Annotated in this window: 17 protein-coding genes; 5 read left to right on the top strand and 12 right to left on the bottom strand. The window is 65.4% G+C overall.

Going from position 1 to position 13,526, the window contains the following annotated elements; all coding sequences use genetic code 11:
- Nucleotides 1-160 precede the first annotated feature (160 nt).
- The 6 genes from ACXJL8_RS16770 to ACXJL8_RS16745 form a co-directional block, all read right to left on the bottom strand.
- On the bottom strand, nucleotides 161-649 hold the full coding sequence (locus tag ACXJL8_RS16770) for a Crp/Fnr family transcriptional regulator (protein ID WP_456620539.1): 489 nt from the start codon (nucleotides 647-649) through the stop codon (nucleotides 161-163).
- Between the two features lie 202 nt (nucleotides 650-851).
- Nucleotides 852-1,481 carry a ferric reductase gene (locus tag ACXJL8_RS16765; RefSeq protein WP_456620540.1) on the bottom strand — a complete coding sequence of 210 codons (630 nt, stop codon included), beginning with the start codon at nucleotides 1,479-1,481 and terminating at the stop codon, nucleotides 852-854.
- A 12-nt stretch (nucleotides 1,482-1,493) separates the two neighbouring features.
- Nucleotides 1,494-1,997: a Twin-arginine translocation pathway signal gene (locus tag ACXJL8_RS16760; protein WP_456620541.1), complete on the bottom strand. Its 504-nt coding sequence runs from the start codon at nucleotides 1,995-1,997 to the stop codon at nucleotides 1,494-1,496.
- A gap of 145 nt (nucleotides 1,998-2,142) precedes the next feature.
- The gene (locus tag ACXJL8_RS16755; RefSeq protein ID WP_456620542.1) at nucleotides 2,143-2,904 is read right to left on the bottom strand and encodes a metalloprotease; all 762 of its coding nucleotides are present in this window, start codon (nucleotides 2,902-2,904) and stop codon (nucleotides 2,143-2,145) included.
- Between the two features lie 11 nt (nucleotides 2,905-2,915).
- Nucleotides 2,916-3,458, bottom strand: a complete 543-nt coding sequence (locus ACXJL8_RS16750) for a hypothetical protein (RefSeq protein ID WP_456620543.1) — start codon at nucleotides 3,456-3,458, stop codon at nucleotides 2,916-2,918.
- Nucleotides 3,459-3,823: 365 nt separating this feature from the next.
- Nucleotides 3,824-4,984 (bottom strand): hypothetical protein, encoded by a 1,161-nt coding sequence (locus ACXJL8_RS16745; protein ID WP_456685264.1) that lies wholly within the window; start codon nucleotides 4,982-4,984, stop codon nucleotides 3,824-3,826.
- Here ACXJL8_RS16745 and ACXJL8_RS16740 point away from each other — a divergent pair.
- From ACXJL8_RS16740 to ACXJL8_RS16730, 3 genes are all read left to right on the top strand, one after another.
- On the top strand, nucleotides 4,959-5,135 hold the full coding sequence (locus ACXJL8_RS16740) for a hypothetical protein (RefSeq protein WP_456620545.1): 177 nt from the start codon (nucleotides 4,959-4,961) through the stop codon (nucleotides 5,133-5,135). The two genes, ACXJL8_RS16745 and ACXJL8_RS16740, sit on opposite strands and share 26 nt — an antisense overlap.
- A 394-nt stretch (nucleotides 5,136-5,529) precedes the next feature.
- Entirely contained in the window at nucleotides 5,530-6,537 is a 1,008-nt protein-coding gene (locus ACXJL8_RS16735; protein ID WP_456620546.1) for an LLM class flavin-dependent oxidoreductase, read from the top strand.
- Between the two features lie 132 nt (nucleotides 6,538-6,669).
- Complete coding sequence (locus ACXJL8_RS16730) at nucleotides 6,670-7,398, top strand: helix-turn-helix transcriptional regulator (RefSeq protein ID WP_456620547.1); 729 nt, start codon at nucleotides 6,670-6,672, stop codon at nucleotides 7,396-7,398.
- A gap of 31 nt (nucleotides 7,399-7,429) precedes the next feature.
- On the opposite strand, the gene ACXJL8_RS16725 is transcribed toward ACXJL8_RS16730, so the two are convergent.
- The 6 genes from ACXJL8_RS16725 to ACXJL8_RS16700 are packed head-to-tail and all read right to left on the bottom strand — an operon-like array spanning nucleotide 7,430 to nucleotide 12,043.
- On the bottom strand, nucleotides 7,430-8,305 hold the full coding sequence (locus ACXJL8_RS16725) for an amidohydrolase family protein (RefSeq protein WP_456620548.1): 876 nt from the start codon (nucleotides 8,303-8,305) through the stop codon (nucleotides 7,430-7,432).
- Nucleotides 8,306-8,316: 11 nt separating this feature from the next.
- The gene (locus ACXJL8_RS16720; RefSeq protein ID WP_456620549.1) at nucleotides 8,317-8,709 is read right to left on the bottom strand and encodes a RidA family protein; all 393 of its coding nucleotides are present in this window, start codon (nucleotides 8,707-8,709) and stop codon (nucleotides 8,317-8,319) included.
- Between the two features lie 25 nt (nucleotides 8,710-8,734).
- Nucleotides 8,735-9,538, bottom strand: coding sequence for a 2-oxo-hept-4-ene-1,7-dioate hydratase (hpaH, locus tag ACXJL8_RS16715; protein WP_456620550.1), 804 nt, complete (start codon nucleotides 9,536-9,538; stop codon nucleotides 8,735-8,737).
- Nucleotides 9,539-9,541: 3 nt separating this feature from the next.
- Entirely contained in the window at nucleotides 9,542-10,402 is an 861-nt protein-coding gene (locus ACXJL8_RS16710) for a fumarylacetoacetate hydrolase family protein (protein WP_456620551.1), read from the bottom strand.
- 54 nt (nucleotides 10,403-10,456) lie between these two features.
- The gene (locus tag ACXJL8_RS16705) at nucleotides 10,457-11,074 is read right to left on the bottom strand and encodes a flavin reductase family protein (RefSeq protein WP_456620552.1); all 618 of its coding nucleotides are present in this window, start codon (nucleotides 11,072-11,074) and stop codon (nucleotides 10,457-10,459) included.
- Between the two features lie 3 nt (nucleotides 11,075-11,077).
- A complete protein-coding gene (locus ACXJL8_RS16700) occupies nucleotides 11,078-12,043 on the bottom strand; it encodes a Bug family tripartite tricarboxylate transporter substrate binding protein (RefSeq protein WP_456620553.1) in 966 nt (321 codons plus the stop codon).
- A 130-nt stretch (nucleotides 12,044-12,173) separates the two neighbouring features.
- On the opposite strand from ACXJL8_RS16700, the gene ACXJL8_RS16695 reads away from it, so the two are divergent.
- Nucleotides 12,174-12,974 carry an IclR family transcriptional regulator gene (locus tag ACXJL8_RS16695; protein WP_456620554.1) on the top strand — a complete coding sequence of 267 codons (801 nt, stop codon included), beginning with the start codon at nucleotides 12,174-12,176 and terminating at the stop codon, nucleotides 12,972-12,974.
- 287 nt (nucleotides 12,975-13,261) lie between these two features.
- A partial coding sequence (locus ACXJL8_RS16690) for a PLP-dependent transferase (protein ID WP_456685263.1) occupies nucleotides 13,262-13,526 on the top strand: 265 nt, incomplete at its 3' end.

Here is a 13,526-nt window from a genome sequence, read left to right as displayed (position 1 = left end):
CCCACGCGAAGTGGCGTGGCCCGGATGGAGCGCAAGCGTAATCCGGGGCCATCAGTTGCGGAAGCAATCGTCACGGATTGCGCGGAGCCTGTCATCCGGCGGCGCTTCGCGCCGACCCGTTGGCTCCATCCGGGCTACGCGCTGAACGTCCCACACACATTCATCGCGCGGGGGTTTCCTCTTCGCCCGCCTGGTGTCCGGTGAAGCGATCGTCGGCACGGCGCAGCCGCCGGCAAAGCTCGCGATTGATGTTCTGCAGCACGATCACATAGGCGTGGATATCGGCCTTGTAGCAGGCGTAGAGCTTTTGCGCCGTCAGCTCGTACAGCACCGTCGGACTCTCCGCGACCACCGTGGCGGAGCGATTTTGCATTTCAATCAGCGCCATCTCGCCGAAGAAATCGCCGGCCTCCAGAACGGAAATCGGGATGACATTCCCCGCGTTCGCCCGTTTGCGCACCGCCAGCCGGCCGGACTTGACGATGAACATCGAGCGTCCCGGGTCGTCTTCCGCCACGACGGTCGCTCCGGCATCAAAGCGGCACTCGACCAGCATCGAAATCAGGAGGTCGAGGCTTGGGTCCGGAAGACCGCCGAAGAACGGCGTCGCGAGCAGGAACGCTTTCAGCTCGGGGGCACTGACAACCATCGCGCTAGGATACGCCCCGTCGCTATCTCCGACAAGCAGAGCACACGCAGGCGATGACGACGCTCAACGTGTTTGAAAAGCGGCGTAGCCCGGATGGAGCGAAGCGTAATCCGGGGCCAGCAGCCACGGATACAGTCGTCCCGGATTGCGCGGAGCCTGTCATCGGGCGGCGCTTCGCGCCGCCCCGTTGGCTCCATCCGGGCTACGAGCTCTCGCCGCGCAACGTCCTTCGCTTTCGCCACACCTGCAGGTCAATCATGACCTTTACGGTGGCCGCGAGGACAAGCGCGCACAGCGCCACTTTCGAGATTGTCTCCATCGTCCCCTCGATCAGCAGGCAATGGGCCACACTGCCTGCGACGATGACGATGGCGAGGGGAATATGGACGATGCGCCAGGTCAGGAGCCGCAGTCCCAATCGCCGGCGCAGCGCAGCCAGCAGCGCGACAGTGAAGATGGCCCACATGGCGGTCACGCCAAAGGGCGAGAACGGCGTCGGTGACGAGAAGGTCAGGGCGTCGATCATGTCGGGCGGACTGGTGATCCAGAGGCCGGCGACGTGGACCACCACCGCCAGGACCAGCGCGCCGCCGATCCAGTGATGCGCACGCCGTCCACGATAGGCCGACAGTCCCGGCAGATATCCGCCAATCAACAGAGGCTGAACCAGCACGAGACCCAGCGCAATGATCCCTGCGAATCCGGCCAGGATGTAGACCGGACCGCGCCATGCGAGCTGCTCGCTTCCCGCAGCAGCGGCGATCGGCACGCCAATGGCCAAAGCAAGGGCGGCCCAGATCAGGGGCGCCCGGGCCAATCTCCACCGCTTCATTCGCTGGCCCGGTCAGGCCGGCAGCAGGACGAAGTGCGCCTCGAGGCTGGTTTCCTTCGCGCTCCGCATCACCGGGCGCAGAAAGACGGTCTTGAATTCACCGCTGTCATAGGCGAGGTGGCCGTGCGGCTGGCCGAAAATCGGAATGATCTGCGGCATCTCGAGCCGGAACTTGCCGTCCTTGTCGGTGAGCGTGGCGCCATGACTCTGCGGCTCGTGCTCCTGCCCTTCGGTCGTGTGCGCCCAGATCTGGATGCGCTGCCCGGCGAGAGGTGCCCCGTCGCCGGCGCGGCGCACGGTGCCGCTCATCCAGAAGCCACCCTTTCCGATCCGCTCCACGATCGGCGCGCCCTTGCGATAATTGTTCGCCCCGCCCGACATCGAATCGGTCGGAGCGAGGCCTTCCGCGTGGGCCGGCAACAACAGCCCGGACACCCCGGCTGTCAAAACCCCGGTTGCCAAAACGGAACCGCCGGCGGCGAGGAGACTGCGGCGGTTGAATACGACCGTGGTCATGTCAGTTCCTCCTGGCGACGATGCACTGGCGCCGCCAAGGGTACATCAACAAGCGCGAGCCGCCCAGTTGGGATGAACGGCGCAACGGGTCGCAATAACGCTGTTGTGAACCGCGCCACGGCCCACATGCGTGGCGACGGCGGCGTCAGAATTTGTCCATGACGTATTTCATACCGATCGGAATGGCGTCCAGCAGCGGCTTCCTGTCATCGTGCCCGATCTGGTAACCTTTGACGATCGCCTGTCCCCGTTCCTCCGGCGTGCCATGATGGTCCTTGTCGTTGACCAGGGGGTCTCCGAACTTGAATTGCGTCATGGCGACGACGGCCGCGTTGAAACTCGGCTTCTCCCACTTTCGTACGCCCGCGAAATAGCCGGCCAAAAAATCGGCGTGCAGTTCCAGCCGTTTCACGGTGGTCTGTCCGTCGAGGAGAAGCTTGTCCAGCTTCAGCTTGAACTGGAGGATGTGTCCGAACTCGTGGGCGCAGACCGCCACGACCGCGGCATCTGGTGCCTCGGGCCTTGCCAGCAATTCCTTCAGATACCGCCGTCCGAAAAGGACCGTCCCATCGGTACCGGCCACGCGCTTCCTATCGGTTGCGAACGCAGCCGGAGCATCAGAGTCGTCGTAATATGCGAATGCGGGGGTGACGTTCAGACAATCGGAAATCCTGTTCAAGGTCTGCGCCAGCGCATAGTCGAAGTCCTTGTCGCCTGACGTGAGGATCATCGGTACATCGCCGGTAGGCCTTCGCGCATCCTGCTCGTTGCCGAGAATGTTGTCGGCCTCGCTGCTCGACAGGCTGCAGCCATAGATCGGATTGTGGCGGCTTCCCGCTGCCGCCGCGCCGGCGATGTCGAAGAGAAGAAGACCACAACCCGCGAGACAACATCTCCGTGTCAGCATCTGACGCCTCCCTAGCAGAGGTTTGGAAATTTCCGGCAGGCCTCTGAGGCCTTGTCCACCGGAGGTGGAGACTCCGACGGCGGATTCGGCGCGCTTCCCGGGGTCGGAGCGGCGGTTCGGGGAAGCGGCACGGGTTGGGCCGGCAGCGGCTGGGGCGCCGGGTTTCCAACGTTGAAGTTGGCGTACTCGATGCGGTTGGTATAGAGGCTGATGCCGAGCTGCCAGGTCGACACGCCGTTCTGATGCTGCGCCACCAGGGAGTAGACCGGCCCTGCAGGAAGCTGTGTCTGCCCGCTCACGACGACATTGGTCACCTGCCCAAGCTGGACCAGCTGCGGGTAGACGCCGCTGTTGCCCGTCTGCATGGCGATCGTCTGCCAAAGCTGCGGACCATACCAGGTGATGTTCGGCGTGCCCGTCTGCAATTGCTGGATGACGGCCATCAGGATTTGCCGGGGATCCGCCTGCGCTGACGCCGTCCTCGTCGCCGGCGCCTGAAGCAGGCAGGCCAGCACCACCGCGATCAAAAACCTGATCGATCCTTTCAAAATCATCTGCATCCCCTGCCACTCACGAACCGACCACAAGGCGCGACGTCCTCGGTCCAGCCCTGGTCTTCCCCTTCAGCCGACTACTTGATTTGCTCGGACCTGCTCCTGGTATCCGTATCCGTCCGGGGCACGACGACTGGCCGCTCCTGAGGCGGACGGTTGACGCCGGGAGCCGCATTGAATGAGCTCGTCGATCCGCCTCCAGTCCCCTGGCCTGAGCCAATGCCCGAACACATGATCCTGCAGCCGAAATCGCTCTGGTCGCACTTGCACTCGGCAGCGACGCGGCTCAATAGCTCGCCGTGGCGCAACGGAAACGCGATCAGCAGCAAGCCGGCCAACACCAGTGTTTTACGTGTGCTCATCCTTCACTCCACGGGTCTGAAACGAACGCTCTTGAAACCGACCACGACCGGGCGCGGCAGCAACGTATCGGGCAACAGCACGTTTGATGTCGCGCGGCGCTCGAAGGCGATCGCGCCACCCGGCGCGTTGTTCGTGCCGGCGTGGGGCGGCACCGGAGCGGGTGGCGGCGGTTTGCCGTCAGCATCGGCACCGCTGCCACTGGTGCCTGCGGTCACCGGAGCCGGTGACGCTGCAATCGCGGGCGATGCGGCCGGCTGGTTCACCCCGACATTTCCCCGTGTCCCGCCGTCTTCGCCCATGCTGGTCTGAATCGAACGCGCCAGGAACACGCGGCTGACGAGCGCAAGCTCCACCGAAAAGCGTGGCCGTTCGACCCCCGTCTTGCGGTCTTTCACCTTGTCGTCGATCCGCTTCCCGATCAGGATCGACAGCTGTTTGCGCAGTCCCAGCTCCGTGCAGAATAATTTCGTTGCGGAGGCCTGACAAAAATCAAGCAACCGAAGCTCCGCCGGCACCGCAGGAACGCCATAGGTTTCGGTGGCTGAAAACTTGACCTCGACCGTTTCGGTCGAGCTGGCGTCCGCGCCAAACCCGCCACTCAACAACTGGGACATCGCGCTTGCGCTGCCGCTTGCCCGCTTCACATTGGTGATGGTGAAGCGCGGGAACAACACAAGCGGAAGGGCGGTCCGGGTCGCGGGAGGCTTGAACAGCGAATCGGTGGTGGTCGCCTGCGGCCAAATCTGTCCGTCATGGTCGGGGCGCGCATTGGTGGCGGGAAATTGATAGACCGCCCGATAGGCATCCTCGATTTCCCGGGTCAAATCGAGATGCAGCAATTTGATCGAGCGCCCCGCAAACGGCTCGTCCGCCGCCGAATCGGTGGCCTCGTCGTCGGTGATCATCGCAAAAACGTCGCCGACCTGGATGTCCTCGACCGGCGGATAGACCGGCTCGAAGCCGAGCTTCTGGATTGCCTCATTCCATTGCTTCGCCACCGAGAGCTTGGGCTGCTCGCCGGACCCCGCCCAATTGATCGCCGCAAATATCGCGCCTGCCAGGACGATGAATCCAACCACAATCCAGGCCGTATAGCCCCGCTTTGCCGGGGGAGAAACGTCGTCAGGAGGATCACCCATGACCCAGCTCTCTATGTCCATCACGCGGCGCAGCCTGCGGCTGGGACGCCTTGCCAAAACATTTGCAGCGAGCCCGGCCCACCCTGCCGGCGGCCCGCCCGCGACGACGCTGCATCGACAACCAATCTCGTCGCAGGATGCCGCTTCGTTCGCCAAACACGACTTCAAACAATAAGCGCCACTAAACATGAAACTCGCGGTAGTTGCCACTCCCAATTCGGACAATCGCGGAATTACCGAGCGGCAACAGCAATGGGCTGGACGCTCGATCGCAACGACACGCCAACGACGAACGCGTCGCCGCGACGGCGTCCTGCCCAACAGGCAAGGCGCCGGGCGACGGCTTTACGAAGACGCCGCAGCGATGCACCGCCGGATCGCACAGGCGACGGATTTTCGTGATCGGCAATCCGAATAAATTCCTAATTATTTCAAATAGATGTGAACCGGCTCAGATCCGCATGGCGTCATCGAACCGGAGCGACGCGGCGGCGCTGACATTCCCTCGGCCGGACACTACATGTGAGAGCCCGACGCACGTCCCCGCGCGCCCCATCCGGTACCCCCACATGATCCCCTTTTCCGTGCTCGACCTCGCTCCCATTCGCCAAGGCGGCAATGCGGCGCAGGCGTTTGCCAATTCGCTCGATCTCGCCCGGCATGCCGAGGCGTGGGGCTACAAGCGGTTCTGGCTGGCCGAGCATCACAACATGACGGGCATCGCGAGTGCCGCGACGTCGGTGGTGATCGGGCATGTCGCGGGCGGGACCAGGACGATCCGCGTCGGCTCCGGCGGCGTCATGTTGCCGAACCATTCGCCGCTCGTCATCGCCGAGCAGTTCGGCACGCTGGAGTCGCTCTATCCGGGACGGATCGATCTCGGGCTGGGTCGCGCGCCGGGCACCGACCAGTTCACCGCGCGGGCGTTGCGGCGCGATCTCGCAACGAGCTCCGAGAACTTTCCGCATGACGTGCTGGAATTGCAGGCGCTGCTCGGCGACGTCCAGCCGAACCAGGCGATCCGCGCGGTGCCCGGCATGGGGACCAAGGTGCCGCTCTGGATCCTCGGCTCGAGCACCTTTGGCGCGCAGCTCGCAGGCATGCTCGGGCTGCCCTTCGCCTTCGCCTCGCATTTCGCGCCGCAAATGATGATGCCGGCGCTGCGCGAGTACCGGGCGCGCTTCGAGCCCTCGGTGCAGCTCGACAAGCCCTACGCGATGGTTGGCGTCAACGTGTTCGCAGCCGACAGCGACGTCGAGGCGCAGCGCATGTTCACCTCGCTGCAGCAGCAGTTCATCAATCTGCGCCGCGGCACGCCGGGTCCGCTGCCGCCGCCGGTCGACGACATGGACGCGCTGTGGTCGCCCGCGGAGAAGGCGGGCGTGGCCCAATCGCTGTCCTGCGCGGCGGTCGGCTCGCCCGCCGTGATCGAGCAGAAGCTGAAGGCGCTGATCGCCGAGACCGGCGCCGACGAACTGATAACGACGGGGCAGATCTACGATCACGCCGCCCGGCTGCGCTCGTTCGAGATCGCCGCCGAGGTGCGCGACAGGCTGGCGGCGCAACCGGCCGGGTGATCAAGGCATCACACGGCCGTCCCGGGCGTGGCAAATTTCGCGCAGATTGCAGTGACGGCATTGACGTCCTACACTCGGTGCCCGGAAGGGTGGCGCAGCGCCGATCCCTCAAAGCCTGATCGTAGGCCGCCGATGGACGTGGTCCGCAGTCGAGCATTCGATTTCGTCGAGACGGTGCGGCAGCTTCCGGACGTCGCGAGCATTCTGGATGCGATGAGCCGCACGCTCGGCCAGCACGGCTTCGACTATTTCTGTAGTTCCTATGTCGCCCCTCTGTCGACCGAACCGACGCGCAATGCCGTTCTCGCCGAACGGCTGCCGGCCGGCTTTCTCGACATGTATTCCGAGGCGCAGTATGTGTGGGACGATCCCGCGCTGCGTTATTGCAGGACAACGCTTCAGCCGTTCCGCTGGTTCAGGGAAGCGCCGTACGATCCGGAACGGGAGCCGCGCGCCGTCGAACTCGTGCGACGCGCCCGCGACTTCGGCATGGTGGATGGCGTGGTGATCCCKGTCATCTCGCCGGCGGGCCGCACCGGCCAGGTGTGGTTCGGCGGCGCCGAGATCGATCTGCCGGAGCGCGATCTCCCCGCGCTCCACCTCATGGCGCTTTACGCCTTCGACCGGGTGCTGAAGCTGCGCGGCCTGCCCGAGGCTCCGCAGCTCGTACTGTCCTCGCGTGAGCGCGAGGTGCTGACGCTTGCGGCCGTCGGGCGATCCAGCGACGAGATCGCCGACGCCCTGGCCATCACGGGACGCACCGTGAAGGCGCACATCAAGAGCTGCTGCAAGAAGCTCGGCGCAGCCACCCGCACGCAGGCCGTGATGATCGCCATGCGCGACCGGATCATCTCGCCCTGAGCGTGACAGCCCCGATCGCGACCGGAGCCGATCAGTCGGCGAAGCCGAACAGTTTTGCCGGATTGTGCACGAGGATCTTCTCCAGCGTCGCCTGGTCCGGCGCGTAGCGGTACATCAGCTCGAGCAGATCGGCGTCGTTGGGCGGCTGCTTGACGGAGACCGGATGCGGCCAGTCGCTGGCCCAGACGCAGCGATCGACTGCGGCCTCGATATAGGCGCGCGCGATCGGGATCACGTCGTCGTAGGGCGGGCCGGCCTTCGAGGTCTTCTCGCCGAGCGACAGCATCACCCAGAAGTTTCCCTTGGCGAGCAGCTCGAGCATCTTGCGCAGGTTCGGGTCGTTCCTGCCGGCTTCCGGATCGGGACGCGCCATGTGATCGATCAGCACGGGCACGTCGAGATTTTCGTACTTTGCGACGCTGGAGACGATGCCGTCCTTCTCGGGCTGGATCTTGACGTACCAGCCGAGCTCGCGGATGCGCGCAATGGCGCGGGCGAAATCGGCGTCCGACAGCACGGCGCCGAGCTCCTGGCGGAAGCTGAAGCGCGCGCCGCGGACGCCGGCATCATGGAGCTTTGCGAGATAGGCGTCGTTCGCCTCGGCAAACACCAGCGCGTTGGCGCAGCCGCGATAGTTCGGGCCCATCGCGGCGAGGCCGTCGAGCACGACGGAATGGTCGGCGCCGTAGGTCGTGGTCTGCACGATGATGCCGCGCTCGATGCCGAGCGTCTTGTGCACGCGCAGCGCCGCTTCCCAGGTCGCGGTCGGCATCCGATAGGCCGCACCGGGACGCTCGGGATATTTGTCGATCGGGCCCAGCACGTGAAACTGGCTGTCGATGGTCCTCAGTGGCGGCGCCTTGACCGGGCGGCGCGGATTGGGGTCGAACGGCAGATAGGTCGGCATGCGCATGCTCCTTAGTCGATCACGGCGGTGAAGTCGCACTGCACCAGCGCGCCGCCGTCCATAGTGTCCATCGGCAGCGCGTGGCGCGCCGGGCGCGAATGCTCGTCCGGGAACATCTTGAGCCACTCGACATTGACCGGGCCGCGCTGCGTACGGTCCTTCAGCCACACCGTCATCTTGATGATGTCGTCGGTCGAGCCGCCGGCGGCCTCCACCGTCGCCTTCATATGCGCGAACATGTTGGCGCATTGCGCGTCGAGACTCTCGGGCATGACGCCGGCCGCATCGCGGCCGAGGATGACGCCGGACATCACGAGATTGCCGATGCGACTGGCGTTCGGAATCGGGTTGGCATGCTTGAAGCCGCCGATGTGGATGCTCTTGCGCCGCGCTTGACCGGTCATGGTTCGCTCCCTCTCAATTGTTGGTTCAGACGAACTGGCACGACACCGAGCCGAACGCGCCATAATCGGCGTGGAAGGTGTCGCCGCGGCGGATGTCGACCGGCCGCGTGAACGATCCCGCCAGCACCACCTCGCCGGCCGCGAGATATTCGTCGTGCGGCGCGAGGCGATTGGCGAGCCAGGCGATGCCGTTGGCGGGATGGTTGAGCACGCCGGCGGCAAGCCCGGTCTCCTCGACCTCGCCGTTGCGGAACAACAGCGCGCCGATCCAGCGCAAATCCGCGTCCATCGGGCGGATCGGCCGGCCGCCCAGCACCAGCGCGGCATTGGCCGCGTTGTCCGAGATCGTGTCCATGACCCTGCGGGTCTTGCCGGTCTCGGGATCGACGCGATGCATGCGCGTCTCCAGGATCTCGAGCGCCGGCGTCACATAGTCGGTGGCGTTGAGCACATCGAAGATGGTGCAGTCCGGACCGCGCAGCGGCGCCTTCAGCACGAAGGCGAGCTCGACCTCGATCCGTGGCGCGTGGAAGCGATCGAACGGGATCGGCGTGGCGTCGGGATAGAACATGTCGGCGAACAGCACGCCGTAATCGGGCTCCTTGATGCCGACCGCGTTCTGCATCGCCTTGGAGGTCAGGCCGATCTTGTGGCCCTTGATGACGCGGCCGCGACCGAGCTGAAGTCTTGTCCAGGCGCGCTGGACGGCATAGGCATCCTCGATGGTGAAGCCGGGATAGTCTTTCGAGAACATCGGGATCAGCGCCTTGGTGCGCTCGGCCTCATCCAGGCGCGCGGCGAGACGTTCGATCGTGGCGGTGTCCAGCATGATCTATTGCTCCGCGGCGACGACGTTGCGCAGCACGCCGATGCGGCTGGATTCGACCTCGACGACGTCGCCGACCTTGAGCCAGCGCGGCGGGTCGAAGCGGGCGCCCGCCCCGGTCGGCGTGCCGGTCACGATCATGTCGCCCGGCTTCAGCGTGGCGAAGGTGGAGAGATAGGAGATCAGGACATCGAACGGGAACATCAGCCGCTCGGTCGTGTCCTGCTGCCGCACCTCGCCGTTGACGCGGGTGATAATGTCATGGGGCCCGCGCGGATCGAGCTCGTCCGCCGTGACGATCCACGGCCCGATGCTGCCGGAGCGGTCGAAGTTCTTGCCCTGCGTGACGTTGAACTTGCCGTGGCGCAGCCAGTCGCGGATCGTGCCCTCGTTGCACAGCGTCATGCCGAAGATGTGCGACCAGGCCTTTTCGCGCGATATGTGCCGGCCGCCGCGGCCGATCACGATGACGAGCTCGCCCTCATAATCGAGCTGCTCCGACACCTTCGGCTTCTCGATCGGCTGCCCCGAGCCGGTCATCGACGAGGGGCTGCGCACGAACAGGCTCGGATATTTGGGCAGGTCGGAGCTGTCCTTGTATTCCGCGTTGCGCTCAGCGTAGTTGACGCCGATGCACCACAGCTTTTCCGGCGCCAGCACCGGCGGCAGCAGCACGAGATCCGCGAGCGCATGATCGGGCTTCTGCCCGGCCGCCGCCTCCTGCGCATCCGCCAGCGCATTGGCCGCGATCAGCGCCTTGACGTCGGAGAAGTCGCGGCCGATCCGCTTCGTCAGATCGACGACACCGCCATCAACCGCCGCGCCATAGCGTGGCTCGCCGTCCAGGAGATAGCTTACAAGTCGCATGGTCGTTCTCTCCAATAGGTCTTCAGGCAAAGATCGGCGCGATTGGCTGCACGCTCAGTCCTTCGATTTCGGAGTCTGAAAGACGGTATTCAGCGTCACGATCTCGCCAAGACGGGCGTAGCGCGGCCCGCCGATGCGGGCGATCGGGTCGAGCGCCGCAGTCTCGACCTTGCCGTCGTTCACGAGGCCGTCGCGAATGTGGAACATCACGACCTCGCCGACGATGAGCCGGCTGCGGGCGTCGCCGAATTCGAGGCACTGCCGGAAGCGGCATTCCATCGCGACGGGTGCAACGCTAAGCCGCGGCACCCTGATGCGCTCGCTCGCGATCGTCTCCAGGCCGAGCTCCGCGACCTCGCTGATTTCAGGCGGATGCTCGACGGAGCTGTCGTGCACCGCAGACATCAGCGGGGTATCGGCGATGTGGATGACGTATTCCTCGGTATCGAGGATGTTGTGCGCGGTGTCCTTGTAATCGGCGCCCTTGCGGCCGACGCTGATGGCGAGCATCGGCGGCTTCTGCGAGACGAAGGTGAAGGCGCTGAAGGGCGCGAGGTTGAGTACCCCGCTCCGCGACAGGCTCGTCACCCAGGCAATGGGGCGCGGCACCACGATGCCGGTCATCAGCCGGTAGATGCGCTCGGCGCCGAGCTCGGTGGGATCGATCCGCATCGATCAGTCCGCCTTGATGTTGGCCTTGCGCACGACCGGAATCCACTTGGCGTCCTCGCGCTCGAGATAGGCCCTGAACTCGACCGGCGTCATCGCCACGGATTCCGCACCGAGCTTGTCGAACTTGTCGATGACGCCGGGATCTTTCAGGATCGCGGTCAGCGTCTCATGCAGCTTCTCGACGATCGGCGCCGGCGTACCGGCGGGCGCGAACAGGCCGGTGAAGGTCTGGCCGTCGAAATCCTTGTAGCCGAGCTCGGCGAAGGTCGGCACGTCCGGCAGCGACTTCAGGCGATGCGGGCTGGTGACCGCCAGCGCCCGGAACAGGCCGGCCTTGATGTGTTGCAGGCTGACCGACAGCTGGTCGAACGCGAACTGCACCTGACCGCCGAGCAGGTCGTTGATGGCCGGCGCATTGCCGCGGTAATGCGCGGTGACCCATTGCAGCTCAAGGCTGGACTGCATCAGCTCGCTGAGCAGATGGTTGGTGGTGCCGGGGCCGGGCGAGGCCATGGTCAGCTTGCCGGGATCGCGCTTGGCGAGATCGATGAACTCCTTGAAATTATTGGCCTGGACCGACGGATGGACCTCGAGCACCAGCGGCGTCATCGAGATGGTCGAGATCGGCAGAAAATCCTTCTTCCAGCTATAGGCGTCGCGCTTGTTGATCTCGGTTGCGAACAGCACCGGGCCGTTGGCGCCGACGAACAGCGTGTAGCCGTCGGGCGCCGATTTCGCGAAGGCCTCGCCCGCGATCATGCCGCCGGCACCGGCCTTGTTCTCGATGATGAAGGGCTGGCCGAGCTTTTCCTGGAGCTTGTCGGCGATGATGCGCGCCGCGCTGTCGACGTTGCCGCCGGCCGGATAGGGCACGATCAGCTTGACGTTGCGCGTCGGCCATTGCTGGCCCGCTGCGGGTCCCGCCAGCATCGCAGCTGCTGCAGCTATGGCAATCCAGATTAATCTCATGTTAACCTCCCGGCGGCGCTTCCAAATTCACATCGATTGCCCTGACGTCGCACATGGCATCTCGACCGGAGCGCAATCTCCAGATGAGCGCTTTACCTGTCGAGCGAATTGTGGCGTTCTTGTCCATATTATGGACAAGACGATTTCCGCAAGGTCCACGCGCGGCAGCACGGAACCGCGACAGGGCGCGCAGGCGATCCGGCGCGCGCTCGCGGTGCTGCGCATTCTTGCCGCAGGGCGCGAAGACGGCGTGCCGCTGGCCGAGGTCGTTCGGGCGACCGGCCTCACCCGTCCGACCGTGCATCGGATCGTTCACGTGCTGATCGAGGAAGGCATCGTCGAACGGCACGGCAGGAGTGGCCGCTACGCCATCGGCAACCAGGTGCCGGAGCTGGCGCTCGCGCGTCCCCAGCCCTCGCCGCTGCTCGTCGCCGCGGCGCCCTCGCTGCGACGCGCATCCGCAGAGGTCGGCGACACGCTGTTCCTGACGGTGCGGACCGGCAACGACACGCTGTGCGTGGACCGCAGGATCGGCTCGTACCCGATCCAGGTGCTGTCGATCGAGGTCGGCGCGCGCCGCCCGCTCGGCGTCAGCAGCGCAGGCGTCGCGATCCTTGCTGCGATGCCGGCGCAGGACGCGCGAAAAATCGTCGCAGCCAACGAGAAGCGGTTCGAGGCCTACCGGACCGACGTCGCGACTGTGCTGAGCGGGATCAGCGCGGCGCGACGGCGAGGATATAATATGAGAGAGATCGGCCTGGTGCAGGGCACGAAATCGATCTCGACCTGGATCAAGACCCCGGACGGACGACCGGCCGCCGCGATGACCGTCTCCGCCGTGCGGACGAGGCTCGGCCCGCGCCGCGAGCAGGAGGTGGTAGAGATCCTGCTGCGGGAGGCGCGGATCATCGAGCAGGCCATCCGCGGCTAGGCTTCGCCTCTCCCCGCGTGCGGGGAGAGGCCGGAATTCRAGCGCAGCTTGAATTCCGGGTGAGGGGGAGTCTCCGCGAGTCCAACTCTCACCGTCCCCGCGGAGAGTCCCCCCTCACCCCAACCCTCTCCCCGCAAGCGGGGCGAGGGAGCGCACTGCCACTGCGGCAACAGTTCGCATCACATTCTGGCGCTGCGAGCCGTCACGCGGCGCTGTCAATGGGCTGACGTGGTGCATCGTTTTGTGGCACAACGGCCGCCATCGCCGACCGACCAACGAGGCCACGCATGCCCGCGCCAAAACCGCCTGCCTTCGAGACCCTGAGCCTGCATGCCGGCCAGCATCCGGATCCCGCGACCGGGGCCCGCGCGGTGCCGATCTACCAGACCACGTCCTACGTGTTTCAGGATTCCGATCACGCCGCCGCGCTGTTCAACCTGGAGCGCGCCGGCCACATCTATACGCGCATCTCCAACCCGACCACCGGCGTGCTGGAGGAGCGGCTCGCGGCGCTGGAGGGCGGCGTCGGCGCGATCTGCWCCGCCAGCGGCC

The organism is Bradyrhizobium sp. P5_C11_2, assembly GCF_054049755.1.
Note: the sequence above shows the minus strand (reverse complement) of the source record. Positions and strands in the feature narration are given on the sequence as shown.

Bases quoted from the DNA above. Each gene is read 5' to 3' on its own strand.
- ACXJL8_RS16770 (WP_456620539.1), bottom strand. From the start codon at position 649: ATGGTTGTCAGTGCCCCCGAGCTGAAAGCGTTCCTGCTCGCGACGCCG.
- ACXJL8_RS16765 (WP_456620540.1), bottom strand. From the start codon at position 1,481: ATGAAGCGGTGGAGATTGGCCCGGGCGCCCCTGATCTGGGCCGCCCTT.
- ACXJL8_RS16760 (WP_456620541.1), bottom strand. From the start codon at position 1,997: ATGACCACGGTCGTATTCAACCGCCGCAGTCTCCTCGCCGCCGGCGGT.
- ACXJL8_RS16755 (WP_456620542.1), bottom strand. From the start codon at position 2,904: ATGCTGACACGGAGATGTTGTCTCGCGGGTTGTGGTCTTCTTCTCTTC.
- ACXJL8_RS16750 (WP_456620543.1), bottom strand. From the start codon at position 3,458: ATGATTTTGAAAGGATCGATCAGGTTTTTGATCGCGGTGGTGCTGGCC.
- ACXJL8_RS16740 (WP_456620545.1), top strand. From the start codon at position 4,959: ATGACCCAGCTCTCTATGTCCATCACGCGGCGCAGCCTGCGGCTGGGA.
- ACXJL8_RS16735 (WP_456620546.1), top strand. From the start codon at position 5,530: ATGATCCCCTTTTCCGTGCTCGACCTCGCTCCCATTCGCCAAGGCGGC.
- ACXJL8_RS16725 (WP_456620548.1), bottom strand. From the start codon at position 8,305: ATGCCGACCTATCTGCCGTTCGACCCCAATCCGCGCCGCCCGGTCAAG.
- ACXJL8_RS16720 (WP_456620549.1), bottom strand. From the start codon at position 8,709: ATGACCGGTCAAGCGCGGCGCAAGAGCATCCACATCGGCGGCTTCAAG.
- hpaH (WP_456620550.1), bottom strand. From the start codon at position 9,538: ATGCTGGACACCGCCACGATCGAACGTCTCGCCGCGCGCCTGGATGAG.
- ACXJL8_RS16710 (WP_456620551.1), bottom strand. From the start codon at position 10,402: ATGCGACTTGTAAGCTATCTCCTGGACGGCGAGCCACGCTATGGCGCG.
- ACXJL8_RS16705 (WP_456620552.1), bottom strand. From the start codon at position 11,074: ATGCGGATCGATCCCACCGAGCTCGGCGCCGAGCGCATCTACCGGCTG.
- ACXJL8_RS16700 (WP_456620553.1), bottom strand. From the start codon at position 12,043: ATGAGATTAATCTGGATTGCCATAGCTGCAGCAGCTGCGATGCTGGCG.
- ACXJL8_RS16695 (WP_456620554.1), top strand. From the start codon at position 12,174: ATGGACAAGACGATTTCCGCAAGGTCCACGCGCGGCAGCACGGAACCG.